This window comes from Pseudomonas sp. 58 R 12, from assembly GCF_900005865.1.
GTDB classification, from domain to species: domain Bacteria; phylum Pseudomonadota; class Gammaproteobacteria; order Pseudomonadales; family Pseudomonadaceae; genus Aquipseudomonas; species Aquipseudomonas tritici.
This window is the reverse complement of record NZ_CVTP01000021.1, coordinates 81,389-101,278: the sequence shown is the minus strand read 5'-3', so window position 1 is coordinate 101,278 and position 19,890 is coordinate 81,389. Positions and strand designations below refer to the sequence as shown.

Below are 19,890 nucleotides of genomic sequence, written 5' to 3'. Positions count from 1 at the left end.
CCAGTTAATGCACTGGCCAAACTTGATGGTCGCCGATGACAAATATTCGGCGGTCATTGGCCTGTTCCACTGCAAAGCCACCGGTAAACGCGCCAAACGCCGGCAGCAAGCTGACCTGCGTTCCGATCTGGAAGCACGGTAGGCGCAGACTTTGCCGTCCCCTGCCGCGCAAGCGATACACCGGATGCACGTGCCCTGCCAATACATGGTGGGTCGCATGGGCATCCGGTTCGTGTTGCAATGCAAACGGGGCCATCAGCAGCGGCTCCGCAACAACCTCGATCCTCAGATCCGCAGGTGGGTCACCCGCACGTTTATCGTGATTGCCTCGAATCAAGGTCATAGGCAGGTCAGGATGGCGTGCTCGCCAGGTTCTCAATGCGCTCAGCGTGCCGCTGGCGTGAGAGCCTGGGCCGTGCAGGAAATCGCCTAGAAAGATCACCTGCGTACACGGTAGCGTCGATAGCAACCGGTCCAGTCGTTGCAAATTCTCGGTCGTGGTTCCCTGCGGCACCGGTTGCCCCAGGCTTCGATATGCCGACGCCTTGCCGAAATGCGCATCCGCAATCAACAGACACTGACGCGCAGGCCAATAGACGGCCTTGTCTGCCAGCAGCCACAGTTCTTCACCCTCGAGCATTACCGAACAAACCATCAACGCTTCCCGTTATCCGCGACTTTTTCCAGGTCCTTGACCATCCGCGCAATGCGCTCAGAAAGTTTTTCCGAACTCATGCTTTCGCGCATCCGCTCAACCAGCAGGGGAAAGGCCAACGGCGTAGGCCGTTCGATCTTATGCAGGTCCAGTTTCAGCGCCGACAGATGACGTAATGTCTCTTCCAGCCGGCGAATATCCAACTCATCACGCAGGACTTCTTCCCCTGCCTGGGTCAGCAGCAGGTTCTGCGGGTCATATTGCTTGAACACCTCAAAGAACAACCCGCTGGACGCCTGCACCTGCCGGGTGCTTTTCGGCGCGCCAGGGTAACCGGCGAACACCAGCCCGGCGATACGTGCGATTTCACGAAAACGGCGCAGGGCCAACTCCCCGGCATTCAGGCTGGCCACCACATCATCCAGCAGGTTTTCAGGACTCAACAGCGCGTCGTTCAACAGCGCTGGCCAATCCACTTCGGTGGCACTCAATAACTCCAGCCCGTAATCATTCACCGCAATGGAGAAGGTGACCGCCTCCCCTCGGCTCACCCGCCACGCCAACACACTCGCCAGCCCCAGGTGCACCTGGCGCCCGGTGAAGGGGTAGAGGAACAGGTGCCATCCCTCCCGCGATTTCAAGGCCTCAGCCAGCAAGTGCTCGCGCGTCGGCAAGCCGGACCAGCGCAATTGTGTTTGCAAGAGGGGCCGAACCGCCTGCATCTCCGGCCCTTCGAAGTGTCCGTGGGCCGCTTCATCCAAGCGCACGACGACGGCCTGGGCCAGCTCATTGGAAAGCGGCATGCGCCCACCATTCCAGCGCGGTACGGCGGCTTTTTTCGCGGTGCTGCGACGTACATAGGCGGTCATGTTTTCGACCCGCACCAGCTCCAGCAAGCGCCCGGCGAACAGGAAGCCATCTCCCGGCTTGAGCCGCGCAATAAAACCTTCCTCGACGCTGCCGAGGTTTTTGCCGCCGCCGCCCTTGCTCCAGAACTTCAACTGGATGCTTGCGTCGCTGACGATGGTGCCGACGCTCATGCGATGTCGACGTGCCAGCCTTGCGTCCGGGACGCGCCAGATGCCGTGCTCGTCCGGCTCGACGCGACGGTAATCCGGATAAGCCGTCAACGAAAGGCCACCATGGCGCACAAACCCCAGCGCCCAGGCCCAGTCTTCATCCGTCAGATCGCGATAAGCCCAGGCGCCGCGTACCTCGGCCAGCAGCGCTTGCGGTGTAAAGCCACCGCCCAATGCCATGCTGACAAGATGCTGGACGAGTACATCCAACGATTTGTGCGGCGACTCGCGCGCTTCAATGCGCCGCTGCGCAATCGCATCCTGCGCCGCCGCGGCCTCCACCAACTCCAGGCTGTGGGTCGGCACCAATGTCACCCGCGAGGGCCGCCCCGGCGCGTGCCCCGAGCGACCGGCGCGTTGCATCAGGCGGGCCACGCCTTTGGCCGAGCCGATCTGCAGTACGCGCTCCACCGGCAGGAAATCCACCCCCAGGTCCAGGCTTGACGTACACACCACCGCCTTGAGCTGGCCGTCTTTCAAAGCCCGCTCCACCCAGTCACGGGTCTCTCGCGACAGCGAACCATGGTGCAGGGCAATCACCCCGGCCCAGTCGGGACGGGCTTCAAGCAATGCCTGGTACCAAATTTCCGATTGCGCTCGCGTGTTGGTAAAGACCAGGCAACTGCTGCTGCTTTCCACCTCGGCCACCACTTGGGGCAGCATCTTCAAGCCGATATGCCCGGCCCAGGGAAAACGTTCTGTAACGGGTGGCAATAATGTGTCGATGATCAACTGCTTGGCCGTTAGCCCCTGCACATTGATCCCGTCACCCTGTGGGATCAGCACTTCCAATGCGTGAGACTGATTACCCAAGGTTGCCGAAATACCCCACACCATCAACTCTGGATGCCAGCGCCGCAAGCGTGCCAGCGCCAGTTGCAGTTGCACGCCGCGTTTATTACCGATCAGTTCGTGCCACTCATCCACGACCACCATGCGCAGGTTTCCCAGGCTGGCTTCGCTATCGGCGCGGGCCAGCATTAACGTCAGGCTTTCCGGGGTGGTGACCAGTGCGGTGGGCTGGCGGCGGGTCTGCCGTGCGCGTTCGCTGCTGCTGGTGTCGCCGGTGCGCAGGCCGACACTCCAGGGAATCTGTAACGCCTCGAGCGGCGCCTCAAGAGCGCGGGCGGTGTCGGCGGCCAATGCACGCATGGGCGTGATCCACAGCACCGTCAGCGGTTCAGCCGGCGGTTTGCGTTTACCGGTTGCCGCTGGGCGAGTGATGGCCAAGCGATTGAGCGCGGCAAACCACAGTGCATAGGTTTTACCGGCGCCGGTGCTGGCATGCAGCAAACCTGATCGGCCTTCCTTGACAGCCGCCCAGACTTCTTTTTGAAAGGCGAACGGCTTCCAGCCTTTGGCGGCGAACCATTGCCGGGCGAAGTCGAGAGGTTTTGCCATGCGGGCGCTGACGCTCTGAAGGGCTTATTGCACAGACCCTTAACGCCTGCCAAAGGTTTAACCGGGTGCGGCACGACAGTAATGCAATTGGGATGTATTGGCCTGGGCCACTGCGTAGCAGGTCAAGGTTGGCGGCAGCGGTTGCTGGTTGTTTTTGCGTCGGACCAGGTAAAAGTCTTTCGACAGCGGCAGTTGTTGTGGGCTTTTGGTGTGCCGTGCCCAGCCGCTGCTATAGAACTCGGCCGAATAAGAGCGTGAGCCCAGGTAGATCAAGTCGCCCGGCGCAGCGGCTTGTTGCGCTTTCCAAAGCGCAACCATGTTTTTCTGGTTTTGTGGGCGGTCGGCAATCTCGCCACTGATGATCAAGATGCAGCCCAGTAGGGGCAAGGCCAACGCCATGGCTGCGATGACGGTCCCGCGTGTTTTGCGGCAGAGCACCTCAGCCAGTAATAACGCCCAGGCTGGCAGCGCGGGCAGTACGTAGGTCCAGAGGATGTTGGTGGACATGGTAAAGAACAAGGGCGCTGAAACAGCCCAGCCCAGCACAAAGATCAAGTACTCTCGCTGACCTTCAAATTGCCCGCGCAGCTTGACCAGCATCGGTAAAAACAGCGTCCAGGGCAAAAGCCCGCCCAGCAGGTGCCCCCAAATCATCGCCAAGGGTTGCGCATGTGCGCTGCCGTATAGATCGCCTTGCCATTTGCTGATGACGTAGCGACTGAAATGTTCGCCGACGATGAAGTACTCCAGAAAACCCGGGGTTTTCAGTTCGGCCAGCCAATACCAAGGCATGGCCACCGCGAGCATCAGTGCCAACCCCGGCAACCATGGCAGCCCCAGCAATCGCCGCCAATGGCCGGTAAGCGCCAGCCAGATTGACGCGGGCATCGCCAGCAACACAAGCGCCAGCGGGCCTTTTGCGAGCAGGCCCAGGCCAAGCCCGAGAAAACCCGCCATGGCCCACCTGCGGTCACCGTGCATCAAACCGCGCCACACGCCCAGGTGGGCGAGCAAAAGGGCGAACGCCAATGCGCCGTCGGTCAACACGGCACCGCTGGAAAGGAGCCCGAGTGTGCAGGTCGAGTAGATAATCGCTGCCGTCAACCCGACTCGCAGGCTGCGCTCGCCGCAAGCGAAGTGCACGATCAGCGCGCAGCTGGCGACATGCAGCAGCCAGGTTGAAAAACGGCTGGAGAACTCGTTGATGCCGAACGCTTTCATGCTCAGTGCCTGTAGCCAGAATGACAACGGCGGCTTGCCCCAGAACGGCACTCCGTGATCGAACATCGGCGTGATCCAGTCATTGGAGACGAGCATTTTTCGGGCAATTTCGGCATAGCGGGCCTCTGAGGTATCCATGATTGGATAGAGCCCGAGTGTGAGCAGGCGCGCCAGCAGCACCGTGAACAGGATGCCCCAGAGCAAACGCATGGACGTGGAATGATTCATGCCGTCAGCCTTTATGAAGGGATTCAAGATAGATCGCGCTTATGCAGGGAGTTGGGCCTGGGGCTCACCACCGTCAGCACCCGGCCGACATACTCGCCGACCACGGCGGTACCCAGGCACAACAACAGAATCGATTGCACCAGCAGATGCGCATGGGTCAGTTCACCGAATGTCGCGGTGGCTGCAACCCACAGTGAGCCAACCAGAAAGCTCATGGCACTCAAGTAGCTGTACATGCGCAGCGGGCGAGTAGAGAAAGCAAGAATCGAGTCCGCACACAGGTCCAGCAATGACAGCGGCGTCCACTTGGTTGTGCCTGCTTGGCGTGGCTTGCGGTCGTAGTTCACTTCGGTACTTGGGTAGCCGAGCCAGCTGACCAGCAGTTTCAATACGCCGGCGTTGTCGTCCATGGCGCGAATGGCCGCGAGTGCGTTGGGCCCTATGAGTCTGAAATCACTGACTTGCTGGGGGACTTCGAAGTCGTCGATCAGTTGGTCCAGCGTGGCGTAATAGAGCCTTGCGGCCGTGCGTTTTGTCCAGGAATCACAGTGCCGTGAGCGGCGCTGCATGTTCACGATCTCATAGCCCTTGTGCCATTCCTGCACCATAAGGGGGATCAGCTCCGGTGGGTCTTGCAGGTCGCAGTCCATGATGATTACTGCGCCGCCGTCTATGTCGTTGATGCCTGCGCGCATGGCCGCTTCTTTGCCGAAGTTGCGACTCAAGTGCAGGCACCTGACACGCGGGTCCTGAGAAAATTGATCGATCATGGCCGCTGTCTGGTCTTGACTGCCGTCATTGATGTAGAACACTTCTGTGCGGATTCTTACGCGTTCAATGATCGCCATCAGGCGCAAATGGAATTGCGTTATTACGCACTGCTCGTTAAAGCAAGGCACCAATATTGTAAGTTTCGTGGCAGGCAAGGACTCACTGAAGAGGTTCGCGTTTGCTGTCATGTTTGAATACCCAGAAGTGATTAATCGTAAAGCCTTGAAGAGTCACGGCGACCATTGTCATGAGCTGTGCAAGTTGTGCAGGTACGCCCCAGTGGATCAGTAGCGTGACAATAAGCGTGTTAGATAAAACCTGACTGGTGGCCGTTATGAAAAATCGCCCTCTATTGCAGTCTCGCTTCACAAATACCCAATGCCTGGACATGCAATAGGCGACCAGCGCCCCCGTAACGGCTGCACAGAAGGTGGATGGCGTTGGGCCGTAGTAAGGCAGCAAGCAGACGAACACTACGAAATGCACCAGTGTCGCGAAGAAGCCTGCGCCCAGATAACGGATGAACACTCGAAGTATTTTTTGCATGACAAGAATGTATAAGATGAAGTGTGAATCAAATGTAACGTCGCGAAACGATATTTGTTGTCAGTTTTATTTGTTTGCTGAAGGGATGTTCTTAGTTGTTTGTAAGAATTTGGAGTTTGTCCTGATGGAAATATTACTAGTTGAAGATGATCATGCGTTGGCGGGTTCGTTGGGGGATTATCTCGGTGAATTTGGTTTCGATGTAGATTTTGCCCGCGATGGGCGAAGTTGCCTGGAGCGTGTCCAGCACCATGAGTACGACCTCATCGTCATGGATGTGGCAATGCCTCGCATGAGCGGTTTTGACACCTGTCGCCAGTTGCGGTGCGAGCAGAACCACACGCCCGTTATATTCCTGACGGCACGTGACGCACTGCCCGATAAACAAGAGGGTTACGACGCAGGCGGCGACGATTACCTGGTCAAACCCTTTGAGCCTCAAGAGTTGCTATGGCGTATCCGCGCGCTGATCCGCCGGGGCTCCCTGCGCCAGCCACGCCGTGTGAAACAACTGGGCGACCTGGTGATTGATCCGGTCTCGCAGGCGTTGCGCTACAACGGCGTCATCACGGTGTTACCCGCCCTCCAATTCACCTTGCTGAACCTGCTTGCCGATGGGGCACCGGAGCCCGTCAGCCGGCGCAAACTGGAGGCCGCGTTGTGGCCAGGGGGTGATCCGCCAGACAGTGATGCACTGCGCACGTATATCTACCGGCTCCGCCAAGCCTTGGGCAAGCCATACGGTAACGAGCTGATCCGGACGGTTCACGGTAAGGGCTATCGTCTTGCGATTCCTTACTGATTCCTTTTTTGCGCGAATCCTCTCTGCACTGCTGCCGTTCATGGCAACGATTACGTTGTTCTACAGTGTGCTGATCTGGGCCACTGTCAACGTGACAGAGGACTACATCATTGCCAGCTATTTGAAGCTTGAGGCACAGGCGTTCGAGGAACGGCATAGCCTGCAAGGGGCAGCGACGGCGATGCCCAACAGCATTTACCTGCAAGGCTACTGGTCGGGAGACGCTGAACTTCCCGCCGTCATTCGCCAATTGCCAGCCGGTCACCATGAACTGGAGGGAGAGGATGTCCATGTGTTCGTGAGTGTTGTACCGGGTGCGTCGCAGCGGCTGATACTGGTGCTGAACGAGTCTGAACTCAGCCAGACCGAAGGCTACGGCGCTCAGATTTTCGGGCTGTTGTGCGCGGTGGCCGGATTGATCCTGATCCTGGGTACCATCCTGGCCATCGCGATTGCCCGCGCCATTGCCCAGCCCGTCAGCCAATTGGTGGAGGACGTGGCCTCTGAACCGCGTGGGCCGTGCAGATTCAGCGGGTTCGAGCGCCAGGACGAAATCGGCACGTTGAGCCGTACGCTGTCGGCTCTGGTGACCCAGCAAAATGCCGCGCTGCTGCGCGAGCAGGCATTTACCCGGCACGTGAGCCACGAGCTACGCACCCCCTTGGGGATCTTGAACAACAGCCTGGCGATCCTGCGTTTGCCCGGCTGCAACGCCGAAAAATCCGCACGCAGCCTGCTACGCATGGAGGGCGCGTTGTCCGGAATGAAAATGACCATTGAGCTGTTTTTGTCCCTGGCCCGTGAACCGCGTCAATTGCCCCATGCGGCGATTGACCTGTCCGCTGTCGTCGCCGAGCAGATCGAAAAATACCAGCTGCTTTACCCTCTCGCGGCTGATGCGCGGGTGCTGACGGGGGCATCAACGATCTGCGTGAAGGCCAATGAGGCGATAGCCCGCAGTGTGGTGCAGAACCTGCTGGGCAACGCTGTTCAGCATGGCGCCGGTAAAGTCCGGGTTGTCCTCACTGAGCAGCAACTGGTGATCATCAATAACCGTGTGGAACAGCGCGTGTCGCCGGGGTTCGGCTTTGGCCTGGAAATCGTCTCGCGTGCCTGCACGCAGGCAGGCTGGCGCTTTGAAACCCGACGCACACGCCATACGTTTCATGCGCGCATCTGCTTCACTTGAGATTGCCACTTAGAAACTGCTGCAAGCGCTCACTCTTGGGATTGCCCAACACATCCGCAGGCGCACCTTGCTCTTCCACCAGGCCCTTGTGCAGGAACAGCACCTGGCTCGACACCTTGCGCGCAAAGCTCATCTCGTGGGTCACCATGATCATGGTGCGGCCTTCCTCGGCCAGGCCCTGGATCACCTTGAGCACTTCGCCCACCAGTTCCGGGTCGAGGGCCGAGGTGGGCTCGTCGAACAGCATCACCTCGGGTTCCATGGCCAAGGCGCGGGCGATGGCGACCCGTTGCTGCTGGCCGCCGGACAGGAATGCCGGGTATTGATCGGCCACACGCGCCGGCAACCCTACCTTGTCGAGGTAGCGACGGGCGCGGTCTTCGGCGTCTTTCTTGCTGCAACCCAGCACCCGGCGCGGGGCCATGGTGATGTTTTCCAGCACGCTCATGTGGCTCCACAGGTTGAAGTGCTGGAACACCATCGCCAGGCGCGTGCGCAGGCGCTGCAGTTCGGCGTCGTCGGCCACGCGCATGCCGTGGCGATCGCTGACCATGCGGATCGACTGGCCGTCCAGGGTCATGGCGCCGTCGTTGGGGGTTTCCAGGAAGTTGATGCAGCGCAAAAAGGTGCTCTTGCCCGAGCCGCTGGCGCCGATCAGGCTGATCACGTCACCGGTCTTGGCCTTGAGCGAAACACCTTTGAGCACCTCATTGTCGCCATAGCTTTTATGCAGGCCTTCAACGGTCAATTTGTACATGGGGCGTGCATCCTCAAGGCGAAAGTAGGTAGCCGCTACGGTAGGCCTCGCTGCCTGCGACATGGCCGATGACCATCCCGGCAGTGGCCATGCGGCGTAGCGAACGGGCGTAAAGCAGGCCGGCCTTCTGGCAGTGCACCGGCGTTACGCGGTCGGAAATGGGGTCGATGATTTCGGCGATCAGTTGCCCGGCCTCCAGGTATTCACCGGGCAGGGCGCTGAACACCAGCAGGCCACCCACTGGCGTCGCCACCGGTTCAACGCCGGCCAGCGGTGTGGCCGGGTAGGGCAGGTCGGGCAGCGGTGCCGCATCACCGGTGATGGCGCCGAAGTGAATCAGGTAATCGATGATTGCCTGGCAGTCGAGACTGGCCAGGCCGTGGTTGACGTCGCCTTGCCCGCGCAGTTCGACGGTCACCGAAAAACTGCCCATGGGGATCGGGAAGCGCTCGCCGAAGCGTTGCTGCAATTGCCACCAGACCAGGGTGAAACACTCATCGAAGGATTGTCCACCGGAGTCGGTCGCGAGCAAATTAGCTTCCGAACCGATATACCGCGCGAGCGGTTCCACCTGCGGCCAGGCCTCGGGCGTGGTGTACAAGTGCGCCACGGCTTCGAAATCGCAATGCAGGTCCAGTACTATGTCGGCGTCACAGGCCAGGCGTTGCAGCACCAGGCGCTGGGATTGCAGCTGGGTGTCGGCATTTTGTGCGGCGAGGGCGGTGGACAGCGCGGCGCGGATCAGTTCGACGTTGTGCCGAGGATCATCCCCGAGCAAATCTTCGACCTGGTTGCCGACCGCTTCACTGAGGTCGACAAACAGGCGATTGAAGTTCTGCCCGCTCTCCAGCTCATAGCGACCCAGCGGGATATCCATCAACACCTGTTCCAGGCCCACCGGGTTGGCGATAGGCACCAGCACGATCTCGCTGCGCAGGCGACCGGCCGCGGCCAGCTTCGCCAATTGCACTTTGAGGTGCCAGGCCACCAGCATGCCCGGCAACTCATCGGCGTGCAGCGACGACTGGATGTAAATCTTGCCCTCGGCCTGCTCCGGGCCGAAGTGAAAACTGTGAATCTGCCGCGCCGTACCTGGCACTGGCGCGATCAGTTCATGAACCTGATGACGCATACAAACTCCTTAATGGCTCGGCCCGAGAAACGCCAGCCAGCGGCGCTCCGCCAGACGAAACAGACCGACCAGCGCGAAGGTCACGGTCAGGTAGATCAGCGCAGCGATACCGAATGATTGAAAGGTCATGAAGGTGGCCGAGTTAGCGTCCCGCGCCACTTTGAGGATGTCTGGAATCGTCGCGGTGAAGGCCACCGTGGTCGAGTGCAGCATCAGGATCACTTCATTACTGTAGTAGGGCAGCGAGCGACGCAGCGCGGACGGCATGATCACGTAGGCGTACAGCTTCCAGCCGCTCAAGCCATAGGCCTTGGCCGCTTCGACTTCGCCATGGGCCATGCTGCGGATCGCCCCGGCGAAAATCTCCGTGGTGTAGGCGCAGGTGTTGAGGGCGAAGGCCAGGATGGTGCAGTTCATCGCATCGCGAAAGAATGCGTCCAGCAGCGGTTGCTCGCGCACGGCGGCGATGCTGTAGATGCCGGTGTAGCAGATCAGCAACTGGATATAGAGCGGCGTGCCCCGGAACAGGTAGGTGTAGAACTGCACCGGCCAACGCACGGCACGATTGCGCGAGACACGCGCAATGGACAGCGGAATCGACACCAGAAAGCCGATGACCAGCGCGGCGCTGAGCAGCCACATCGTCATGGCCAGACCGGTGATGTGCTGGCCGTCGCTATAAAGGAAGGGGCGCCAGTATTCCTGCAAGAGTTCGATCATCGCACTGCCTCCCGGGCGCCTGCGGAGTAGCGCCGTTCAAGGCGACGCAAGACGAAGTTGGACGCGCTGGTGATCATCAGGTAGATCAACGCGGCGAGCACCAGGAAGTAGAACAGCTGATAGGTGTTCTTGCCCGCGTCCTGGGCAGCCTTGACCAAGTCGGCCAGGCCGATGATCGACACCAGCGCCGTGGCCTTGAGCATCACCATCCAGTTATTGCCGATACCCGGCAGGGCAAAGCGCATCATCTGCGGGAAGGTCACGTAGCGAAACCGTTGCCCGCGCTTGAGGCCGTAGGCCGTGGCGGCTTCCAGTTGGCCACGGGGCACGGCGAGGATTGCGCCGCGAAAGGTTTCGGTGAAATAAGCACCGTAGATAAAGCCCAGGGTGATCACCCCGGCGCTGAATGGGTCGATCTCGATGTATTCCCATTCCATGAAGTCGGTGAAACCGGTGAGCCAGGTTTGCAGGCTGTAGAAAATCAGCAGCATCAGGACCAAGTCGGGTACACCGCGAATCAGCGTGGTGTAGAGCTGGGCGGGGATGCGCAAAAAGGGCAGGCTGGACAATTTGGCGCTGGCACCGAGCAAGCCGAGCACGACGCTGACGGCCAGGGACAGCACTGACAACTTGATCGTCATCCACGTGCCTTGCAGCAACAGCGGGCCGAAACCCTTCAAACTGAGCGCGCTCAGCCCGAGGGTTTGCAACAATTCTTCGAGCATAAATCAGGACCTATGGCGATAAAAAAGCGCCCTTCCAGGGAAGGGCGCTCCAGGCATTATTTGCCGCTGTACAGGTTCAGATCGCCAAAGTGTTTCTTCTGGATGGTGGCGTAGGTGCCATCATCGTGTAACGCTTTGATACCTTTATCCAAAAGCGCCTTCAGTTCAGTGTTACCTTTTTTGATACCGATGGCGGTTTTCGACGGCAGCAGTGGGTCGTCAATGGCGGCGCTGACTTCGTAGCCCGCACCGGCTGGCGACTTCAAAAAGCCCAGTTCGGCTTGCAGCATGTCCTGCACGGAAGCGTCGAGACGGCCGGAGGTCAGGTCGGCATACACTTGGTCCTGGTTGGCGTAGGCCTTGGTGGTCACACCGGCTTTATCCAGTACCGCCTTGGCGTAGGCTTCCTGGATGGTGCCTTGCTCGTAGCCCACGGATTTACCCTTGAGGGACTCGGGCGTCGAGAAGCCAGCACCCTTCTTGAACACCAGCGAGGTTGGGCCGGAGAACAGCTCGTTAGAGAAGTCGATGGCCTTTTCACGCACCGGGGTCACGGTCATGGACGAAATCACGCCGTCGAATTTGTTGGCTTTCAGGCCTGGAATCATGCCGTCGAAATCACTTTCGACCCACTTGCACTTCACTTTCAGCTCGGCGCAGATCGCATTGCCCAAGTCGATATCGAAGCCGACCAGGCTGCCGTCGGCGGCCTTGGATTCAAACGGTGCATAGGACGGATCGACACCAAAACGCAGTTCCTTGTATTCCTTGGCCAGCGCGGAACCGGCGGCCATGCACAGAGCCAGTGCAGAAAGGGTCAGCAATGCTTTTTTCATTATGTAATCCCTGGAAACCAAGATAAGCGCTTGTGGCGCGTTTAGGACTGTTACTGAACGGTGTCAGACGGATCACAGGTAGCAATTTCTGCACCATAGTTCCGAATGAGCGTTTTAAAAGGTGGGATGAGGGAAGTTTGAGTGTAGGAGATGCCCGGAAATGGGCATGGAAAATTCATCGCACCAATTTGGAACTGATGCAGATCAAAAAGGTGGGAGCTGGCTTGCCTGCGAGAGCGGTGGGTCAATTACAGATGCATTAGCTGACCCGCCGCCATCGCAGGCAAGCCAGCTCCCACAGGTGTTTTGAGTCAGGTCAGAAGGTCCTGCAACGTGGCGAGGTTATCGGCTTCTTCCACCGCCTTATCCTGTCGCCAGCGCAACATTCGCGGAAACCTCACCGCAATCCCGCTTTTATGCCGCTTGGACAGGGCAATCCCCTCAAACCCCAGCTCAAACACCATGCTCGGCGTGACGCTGCTGACCGGCCCGAACTTTTCCACCGTGGTCTTGCGCACGATGGCGTCGACCTTGCGCATTTCCTCGTCCGTCAGCCCTGAATACGCCTTGGCAAACGGCACCAGCGTGCGTTCGGTACCGGGCGGCCCGTCCCATACCGCAAAGGTGTAGTCGCTATACAGGCTGGCGCGTCGACCATGACCGCGCTGGGCATAGATCAACACCGCGTCGATGCTGAACGGGTCCACCTTCCACTTCCACCATAGACCCATGTCCTTGGTGCGGCCCACGCCGTAGAGGCCTTTGCGGTCCTTGAGCATCATGCCTTCCACCCCGAGGCTGCGAGAGGCTTCGCGTTGTTCGGCGAGGTCCTGCCAACTGCTCCCAGTCAGCAACGGTGATGCCTGCAACGAGGGTTGGTTGCACTGGGCAATCACCTGCTCAAGTTGCGCGCGGCGCTCAGCCTGAGTGTGGTTGCGCCAGTCGTTACCCTGATGTTCCAGCAGGTCGTAGGCCAGGACTGCGACCGGGGCGTCCTCAAGTACTTTTTTGCTCAGGGTCTTGCGACCAATGCGCTGTTGCAGCAGCGCGAAAGGTTGCACCGCGTCCTTCCACACTACGATTTCGCCATCGATCACCGTGCCATCGGGCAAGCCACTGACCAGGCTGTGAAGTTCGGGGAAACGCTCGGTGACCAGTTCTTCACCCCGGGACCAGATCCACAGGCGGCCCTCACGCTTGACCAGTTGCGCACGGATGCCATCCCACTTCCATTCCACCTGCCAGTCGGCGGGCGAGCCGAGCAAGGTGTCGAACTGCTCCACCGGTTGCGCCAAACCGTGGGCGAGAAAAAACGGATAGGGCTGCCCGCCCCTTTGCGCATGCTCGTCGGAAGATTCAGCGGCGATCAGCTTGAGGTAGCCCTCAGGCGTAGGACGGTTGGACAAGTCGGTGTAGCCCACCAGCCGCTGCGCCACGCGCTTGCTGTCGAGGTCGGCCATGGCAGCGAGGGCTCGCGTGACCAGCAACTTGGACACGCCCACGCGAAAACTGCCGGTGATCAACTTGATGCACACCATCAGGCTGGGTTGATCCAGTTGCGCCCATAACGCCGGTAGGCGCTCAGCCAATTCCAACGGAGGCAAGCCACGCAGGGGTAGGAGTTTTTCCTCCAGCCACACTGCAAGGCCGTCTTCTGAGGTGTAGGTGGATTCCGGTAACAGCAGGGAAATCGTCTCCGCCAAGTCACCCACCGACTGGTAGCTTTCTTCGAACAGCCAGGGTTCGATGCCCGACGCTTCGGTGGCCATGTCCCGCAGTAGGCGCGTGGGGACCAACTGGCGAGGGCGCCCCCCGGACAGAAAGTACACCGCCCAGGCGGCATCGTCCGGTGGCGCTTGCAGAAAGTAGGCTTGCAGTGCAGCAAGCTTGGCGTTGCTGGAGGTGGTGGCGTCGAGGTTGGCGTACAGCTCGGCGAAGGTCTTCATGCGCTGGCCTCCTCTTCGTCATCGCCGTATTCAGTGGTGAAGCCTTGGGCATCCAGACCTTTTTCCCGCAGATGGCGCACCAATACACCGACAGAGCCGTGGGTGACCATCACCCGCTCGGCGCCGGTTTGCTCGACGGCCCACAACAAACCGGGCCAGTCGGCGTGGTCTGACAGCACAAAACCTCTGTCCACACCCCGCCGCCGACGGGTACCGCGCAGGCGCATCCAGCCGCTGGCAAAGGCATCGCTATAGTCGCCAAAGCGCTTTATCCAACTGCTGCCGCCGGCAGAGGGCGGGGCGATGATCAAGGCCTGGCGCAACAACGGGTCGGTCTTTTTGAAGTCACCGGCATACAGGGTTTCGGGGATGTAGATCCCGGCCTCGCGGTACACCCGGTTCAGCGGCTCGACCGCGCCATGGCTGAGGATCGGGCCGATGCTGGCGTCGATCCCATGCAGGATGCGCTGGGCTTTGCCAAAGGAATAACAGAACAACACGCTGGCCTTGCCGGCGGCGATGTTCGCCTGCCACCAATCGTTGATCCCGGCAAAGATCTGCGCCTGGGGTTGCCAGCGGTAGATCGGCAGGCCGAAGGTGGATTCGGTGATGAAGGTATGGCAACGCACCGGTTCGAAGGGGGCGCAGGTGCCGTCGGGCTCGACTTTGTAATCGCCGGATGCGACCCACACTTCGCCTTGATATTCCAGGCGCACTTGGGCCGATCCCAATACATGCCCGGCCGGGTGGAAGCTCAGGGTGACGCCGTGATGGACCAGTTGTTCGCCGTAGGCCAAGGTTTGCAGGTTGATGTCCTGGCCCAGCCGCGAGCGCAGGATGCCTTCGCCGGGAGCCGCCGCCAAGTAGTGCTGGTTGCCGGTGCGGGCATGGTCGCCGTGGGCGTGGGTGATGACCGAACGTTCCACCGGGCGCCAGGGGTCGATGTAGAAATCTCCGGCGGGGCAATACAGGCCTTCGGGGCGGGCGATGACAAGGTCCATGGAATGACCGGGGAAGTGGGCTTGTTACTTATGAGGCGGGGCTGAGCGCAGAAGTTCTATCGGAATGTACACAGAACAAATGTGGGAGCTGGCTTGCCTGCGATGGCGGTGTATCAGCCACTGAAAGAGTGACTGAAAAGGCGTCATCGCAGGCAAGCCAGCTCCCACATTCTGGTTCGGTTTCTTCAGTAAGGCCCCGGGTTACTTACCAGGCGTCAGGGTCAACCTTGTTTTCCCATACACCTTCTCAAAGTTCTGCGGCTGCATCGGGAAGCTCAGGTATTGCGCCTTGAGCGCCGGGTCGATGCCATTGGCATAGTTCGGGCTGGCCGGGTTGCCGGACTGGCCGATGCCACCCTGGCCCATCATCGGTTCCACCTGGCCGAAATCGACAATCATGCGCAGCGCCGGCACTTGGGTGGTGGTGAAATCCTGGCCCCAGTTGTACGGTGCCGGGTTCAAGGTGTTGTGGTCGCCGCCGGACGCCAGTGGGCCACGAATCACCTGGCCATTGGTGTTTTTCCAAGTAGTCGTGTGCAGCTTGCCCCACTGCCAGGCCTTGTGATCGGTACCCAGTTGGCTGTCACCGGCGCTGATCGCCGCGGCCAGGCTGCGGGCGAGGATCAAAGGTTTGTCTTCTTTCTGCGGGGTGTGCACGTCGTCCCAGAATGGGCTGTCTTCGCGGCCCAGCAAGTGATCGGCCTGGGCGGCGTAGGACAGGCGGGCATTGCTGACGAAAGCCTTCCAGCTGGCGCTGTTTTCCGGGCCGAGTTCGTCGAGGAAGATCTGCCGAGTGCTTTCCTGCAGGAACAGTTCGTAGATGGCGGCGTCGGCGGACGTTGTCACCAGTCGACCATCGAAGGCCATCAAGCGATTCAGTGCTTCCCGTGCCTTGACCTGCTCAGCCGCCGGCAACGCATCGATCGCCTGTTTCAGTGGCTGGGCCATGCCTGGCGCCTGGAACATGGTCTTTAGCTTGGCAGCAAACGTGGTGGTCTGGTCGTATTGCATGGCTATCATGCTGCGGCTGTCATGCTTGCCGGCATTGGCCAACTGCGCCAGGCGCTCGCTGCGCTCCGGTGCATCCCAGGAGTTGGACAGTTGCATGCCATAACCGCGTGGCGCGGTGCGCTGGTTGGCAGTGCCTATCCAGCCTTGGGCCGGGTCCTGGTCATAGGGGTGCAACATCGCGTCGGCGTAACCGTCCCAGTCGAAACGCGTGTCCCAGCCCGGCGACGGCAGCAAACCTTCGCCTTCGCGACGGTTGGGGAAGCGGCCGGTGACTTGCCAGCCAATGTTGCTGGCGTCGGCGAAGACCATGTTCAGCGCAATGGCGCGAATCTCGCGGGTTGCGTCCGAGGCCTTGGCGGCGTTTTGCGCGCGTGACAGGTCGAAGAACGCATCCAGGCTCTTGTCGTCCTTGAAGTCGGCGGTTTGCAGCGCCAGGCCCAGGCCGGTGGTCAGCGCCTGGCTGCTGTTGAGCAAGGCACCGTGGCGGGTTTCGTACACCACTTCACGAATCGAGCGCTGGCCTTTGACGAAGAAGGTTTCGTTACGCACACCTGCTGGTAGCCATTTGCCGTTGTTCTCGTAGTACAGCGCGTTGCCCTGGCGTTTGACCTTTTCCAGGAACAGGTCCTGGGTGTCGCCCTTGACGGTGCTCATGCTCCACGCGACTTTGCCGTTGAAGCCGGACAGCAGCGTCGGCAAGCCGGCAATCGAGGCGCCCACGGCCTGGTATTTCGGTGCGCGGATCTGCACGTAGCTCCATGGCGACGGCGCTTGCGGCTGGGCGGCGAGGTCGTTGGCCAACAGGCTTTTACCGCTGCGGCTGCGTTGCGGGCCAATCGCCCAGTTGCTCGAGGTGGTGACCGCCAGTGAGTTGAAGCTGCTCAGTTGCTGGCTGACCGCGTCCAGCCCGGCCAGGCCGGTGATCTGGCCCAGGTTCACACCCTTGAGTTTCTCGGCTTCAGCCAGCGGGACCGCTTCATCCGGCGCGCTTGGGGTCAGCCAGGCGAGTTTGTCGACGCCGACTTTCTGCGCCAGCACCAGGGATGAAATTTCTTCCTGCAGGTTGGCCGACTCGCTGAAATTCAGCAGGCAGAACAGCAGCGCCGAATCTTCCGGCTTCCAGTATTCCGGCTTGTAGCCAGTCTGGGCCAGGTCTGGCGGTAGCTTGTCGCGGTAGCGGAACAGGTAGGCGTTGACGCCTCGGGCATACACTTCAAAGAAGCGTTTAAGGCGCGGCGACGAAGCGTTATACAGCTCGCCGGCACTTTTTTTCAGGTTGACCGCACGCATGAAACGGTCGACGTCCAGCACTTCAGCACCCGCCATTTCCGCCAAGCGACCCTGGGCCAGCAGGCGCAGGGTGACCATCTGGGTGATGCGATCGCTGGCGTGCACGTAACCGAGGCTGAACAGCGCGTCATGGAAGGTATTGCTTTCGATCAGCGGCATGCCCTGGGCATTGCGGCGCACGGAAACGTTTTGAGCCAGGCCTTTGATCGGCAGCACGCCGGCGACCGGCGGCAGGGTGTCCTGGGTGTTCTGGAGCTGGCAACCGGCCAGGCTTAACGCACTGGCCACTGCCGCGGCAACGCCGAACCGGGGAAGAAAATGTGAGAGGGCTGGCGAGGCCATGGCAAAGCTCCTGCGGGGGGTAGCGTCAGTAAAGGCGCTACGTTAGTGAGCGCGGCGAAACGACGCAAGCGGGAGTTTGGGGAAAGCGTGAGATCTTGAGTCTTGCGCAGACAAATGTGGGAGCGAGCTTGCTCGCGAAGGCGGTGTATCAGTGCCTGTACGGTTGACTGACCCACCGCTTTCGCGAGCAAGCCCGCTCCCACACTGAGGTCTCAGTTGCCTTGAGATCAGGATTTGGGCGGGTTGACCTTCTGCACCAGTTCATAGGCGCGGACCGTCGCAGGCCGTTCCTTGATGCTGTTGAACCAGCGCTGCAGGTGTGGGAAATCTTCCAGCCGCTGGCTCTGCCACTTGTGGGAAACAACCCACGGGTAGATCGCCATATCCGCGATGCTGTAGGCCTCGCCTGCCACGAACGGCCGATCCGCCAAGCGCCGGTCCAGCACGCCGTAAAGCCGGGCGGTCTCATCTATATAACGCTTGATTGCGTAGGGAATCTTCTCCGGCGCGAACTGGCTGAAGTGATGATTCTGACCGGCCATTGGCCCCAATCCGCCCATTTGCCAGAACAGCCATTGCAAGGCTTCCTGACGACCGCGCAGGTCTTTTGGAATGAACTGGCCAGTTTTTTCCGCGAGGTACAGCAGGATTGCTCCGGATTCAAACAGCGAAATCGGCGCGCCGCCGTCGGCAGGGTTCTGATCGACGATCGCCGGAATGCGGTTGTTGGGGGCTATCTTCAGGAAGTCAGGCTTGAACTGTTCGCCCTGGCCGATATTGATCGGGTGCACCTCGTAGGGGAGGCCGGCTTCTTCCAGGAACAGCGATATTTTGTGACCGTTGGGGGTGGTCCAGTAATACAGGTCGATCATGAAGCTCTCCAAAAAGGGGGATGCTTGAGCGGATGCCTGTAGGTATAGGTGATGTTCAGCGCGCGAAAATTCAATGAAATATTTGCGCATAACCTTAGAAGCAATTTATACGGCCCTATCCACCAACCCAATGTGGGAGCGGGCCTGCTCCCACATTTGGATCTTCAGCGTGGCTTACGCCCCGTGGCACTTCTTGAATTTCTTCTCGCTGCCGCACGGGCAAGGGTCATTGCGACCCACGTCCTTCAACGCATTGCGCACCGGCTCCTGGTGAGCGTGGCCGCAGTTCGGACCGTGGACATGGCCGTGGTCGTGATCATGGTGATCGTGGTGATCGTGGTGATCGTGATCATGGTTGCAGTCAGGACCATGGACATGGGGTTGCTGAGTCATCGATGTCGCTCCGGAATAAAATCGCCGGGGATTATCTCGCCATTGTGGTTCACCTGCACGTCATAACCGATGAATAATCCGGTTTTCAGCTCACCTTCCAGGCGATACGGCACAGGCTTGTTGGGGTTTTTCAGCATCTGCACCACATCACGGATCTGCGGCCAGAGGTTGGTGCGTACCGACACCCGGAAAAACTTATGACTGCGCGGCGGTACGGTGAGCCACTCGTCGGACTCGCCCTCGGTCAACACGAAGTCGCCCAGGCTGACCTTGTAGATCAGGCCGCGCACGGTCAGGTCGGCGTCGTCACGGTTGTCCACGCGAAAGAACAGCTTGAACTTCTGCTCCAGCAGCTTGGCGCGCACCACTTCGACTTTCACCAGGGACACGTGCGGCGGCGGTGAGTCGTCTTCGAACCACGACGCGCAGCCGGTCAGGCCAAGGGTTAACGCCAGCATCAAGCTGTACATCCGGAGCATGGCGTGAGCCCTGTGGTGGCTAGAGATAGCTGGAACAACACTTCTTGAATTTCTGCCCACTGCCGCACAGGCACGGATCGTTGCGTCCGGCCTTCACTTCCACTGTCGGGTCGATGAAGTACCAGCGCCCGTCATTCTGTACGAAAGAGGACTGCTCGCGGTGGCTATGTTCGCCGGTGCTGTCATGCCAGCGCGCAGTGAACGTCACAAAGGCATGTTCCGGCTGGCCGCCAAACACCTCGGAGCTTTCCACTTCAAGGCCGAGCCAGGTGCTCTGTGCGCTCCAGGTGCCGATGGCATTGCGGTCCAGGTTCGGCTGTTGGGCGGGCAGGGTGGTGGCGACCAGATAGTCCACCAGGCCCAGCACGTAGGCGCTGTAGCGCGAGCGCATCAGCGCGCTCGCGCAAGGTGCCGGGTGCCCGGCGTGATAATGGCCGCAGCAGGCATCCAGCAGGTTGCCACTGCCGCAGGGGCAAATGGGTGTGCTCATGGGG

General features: G+C 60.1%; 19 protein-coding genes. 2 read left to right on the top strand and 17 right to left on the bottom strand.

The genetic code is table 11. From position 1 onward, the window contains the following. Positions 1–4 precede the first annotated feature (4 nt). The 5 genes from pdeM to BFP95_RS17785 are packed head-to-tail and all read right to left on the bottom strand — an operon-like array spanning position 5 to position 5,901. Entirely contained in the window at positions 5–655 is a 651-nt protein-coding gene (gene pdeM, locus BFP95_RS17805) for a ligase-associated DNA damage response endonuclease PdeM (RefSeq protein WP_065872429.1), read from the bottom strand. Beyond that, positions 655–3,135 carry a ligase-associated DNA damage response DEXH box helicase gene (locus tag BFP95_RS17800; RefSeq protein WP_065910499.1) on the bottom strand — a complete coding sequence of 827 codons (2,481 nt, stop codon included), beginning with the start codon at positions 3,133–3,135 and terminating at the stop codon, positions 655–657. Before BFP95_RS17800 ends, pdeM begins: the two co-directional genes overlap by 1 nt. A 57-nt stretch (positions 3,136–3,192) precedes the next feature. Continuing rightward, on the bottom strand, positions 3,193–4,584 hold the full coding sequence (locus BFP95_RS17795; RefSeq protein WP_065880060.1) for an ArnT family glycosyltransferase: 1,392 nt from the start codon (positions 4,582–4,584) through the stop codon (positions 3,193–3,195). A gap of 23 nt (positions 4,585–4,607) precedes the next feature. Continuing rightward, on the bottom strand, positions 4,608–5,543 hold the full coding sequence (locus tag BFP95_RS17790; RefSeq protein ID WP_083224231.1) for a glycosyltransferase family 2 protein: 936 nt from the start codon (positions 5,541–5,543) through the stop codon (positions 4,608–4,610). After that, positions 5,515–5,901, bottom strand: coding sequence for a GtrA family protein (locus BFP95_RS17785; protein ID WP_065910498.1), 387 nt, complete (start codon positions 5,899–5,901; stop codon positions 5,515–5,517). The genes BFP95_RS17790 and BFP95_RS17785 overlap by 29 nt, the downstream gene beginning before the upstream one ends. Before the next feature lie 124 nt (positions 5,902–6,025). Between BFP95_RS17785 and BFP95_RS17780 the strand changes: the two genes are divergently transcribed. Together BFP95_RS17780 and BFP95_RS17775 are read left to right on the top strand one after the other, a co-directional pair. Then, positions 6,026–6,703 carry a response regulator transcription factor gene (locus tag BFP95_RS17780; RefSeq protein WP_065910497.1) on the top strand — a complete coding sequence of 226 codons (678 nt, stop codon included), beginning with the start codon at positions 6,026–6,028 and terminating at the stop codon, positions 6,701–6,703. A 40-nt stretch (positions 6,704–6,743) separates the two neighbouring features. Then, a complete protein-coding gene (locus tag BFP95_RS17775) occupies positions 6,744–7,892 on the top strand; it encodes a sensor histidine kinase (RefSeq protein WP_065910496.1) in 1,149 nt (382 codons plus the stop codon). Here BFP95_RS17775 and BFP95_RS17770 read toward each other — a convergent pair. The 12 genes from BFP95_RS17770 to BFP95_RS17720 all read right to left on the bottom strand — a co-directional run bounded on the left by BFP95_RS17770 (position 7,885) and on the right by BFP95_RS17720 (position 19,886). Next, a complete protein-coding gene (locus BFP95_RS17770) occupies positions 7,885–8,649 on the bottom strand; it encodes an ABC transporter ATP-binding protein (protein ID WP_065880055.1) in 765 nt (254 codons plus the stop codon). The two genes, BFP95_RS17775 and BFP95_RS17770, sit on opposite strands and share 8 nt — an antisense overlap. Positions 8,650–8,662: 13 nt before the next feature. After that, a complete protein-coding gene (locus BFP95_RS17765; protein ID WP_065890096.1) occupies positions 8,663–9,781 on the bottom strand; it encodes a succinylglutamate desuccinylase/aspartoacylase family protein in 1,119 nt (372 codons plus the stop codon). A 9-nt stretch (positions 9,782–9,790) separates the two neighbouring features. Continuing rightward, the gene (locus BFP95_RS17760; protein WP_065872420.1) at positions 9,791–10,501 is read right to left on the bottom strand and encodes an ABC transporter permease; all 711 of its coding nucleotides are present in this window, start codon (positions 10,499–10,501) and stop codon (positions 9,791–9,793) included. Beyond that, entirely contained in the window at positions 10,498–11,226 is a 729-nt protein-coding gene (locus BFP95_RS17755) for an ABC transporter permease (RefSeq protein WP_065910495.1), read from the bottom strand. Before BFP95_RS17755 ends, BFP95_RS17760 begins: the two co-directional genes overlap by 4 nt. Positions 11,227–11,282: 56 nt before the next feature. Continuing rightward, entirely contained in the window at positions 11,283–12,062 is a 780-nt protein-coding gene (locus BFP95_RS17750; RefSeq protein WP_065872418.1) for a transporter substrate-binding domain-containing protein, read from the bottom strand. 311 nt (positions 12,063–12,373) lie between these two features. After that, positions 12,374–14,008: an ATP-dependent DNA ligase gene (locus BFP95_RS17745; protein ID WP_065910494.1), complete on the bottom strand. Its 1,635-nt coding sequence runs from the start codon at positions 14,006–14,008 to the stop codon at positions 12,374–12,376. Next, complete coding sequence (locus tag BFP95_RS17740; protein WP_065872416.1) at positions 14,005–15,009, bottom strand: ligase-associated DNA damage response exonuclease; 1,005 nt, start codon at positions 15,007–15,009, stop codon at positions 14,005–14,007. Before BFP95_RS17740 ends, BFP95_RS17745 begins: the two co-directional genes overlap by 4 nt. A 201-nt stretch (positions 15,010–15,210) precedes the next feature. After that, positions 15,211–17,652 carry a penicillin acylase family protein gene (locus BFP95_RS17735; RefSeq protein WP_065910493.1) on the bottom strand — a complete coding sequence of 814 codons (2,442 nt, stop codon included), beginning with the start codon at positions 17,650–17,652 and terminating at the stop codon, positions 15,211–15,213. Positions 17,653–17,879: 227 nt separating this feature from the next. Next, positions 17,880–18,524 (bottom strand): glutathione S-transferase N-terminal domain-containing protein, encoded by a 645-nt coding sequence (locus tag BFP95_RS17730; RefSeq protein WP_065872414.1) that lies wholly within the window; start codon positions 18,522–18,524, stop codon positions 17,880–17,882. A 174-nt stretch (positions 18,525–18,698) separates the two neighbouring features. Continuing rightward, positions 18,699–18,917, bottom strand: a complete 219-nt coding sequence (locus BFP95_RS29060) for an SEC-C metal-binding domain-containing protein (protein WP_083224229.1) — start codon at positions 18,915–18,917, stop codon at positions 18,699–18,701. After that, positions 18,914–19,396, bottom strand: a complete 483-nt coding sequence (locus BFP95_RS17725) for an LEA type 2 family protein (RefSeq protein ID WP_065872413.1) — start codon at positions 19,394–19,396, stop codon at positions 18,914–18,916. Before BFP95_RS17725 ends, BFP95_RS29060 begins: the two co-directional genes overlap by 4 nt. 19 nt (positions 19,397–19,415) lie before the next feature. Then, positions 19,416–19,886, bottom strand: coding sequence for a YchJ family protein (locus tag BFP95_RS17720; protein WP_065872412.1), 471 nt, complete (start codon positions 19,884–19,886; stop codon positions 19,416–19,418). Positions 19,887–19,890 lie beyond the last annotated feature (4 nt).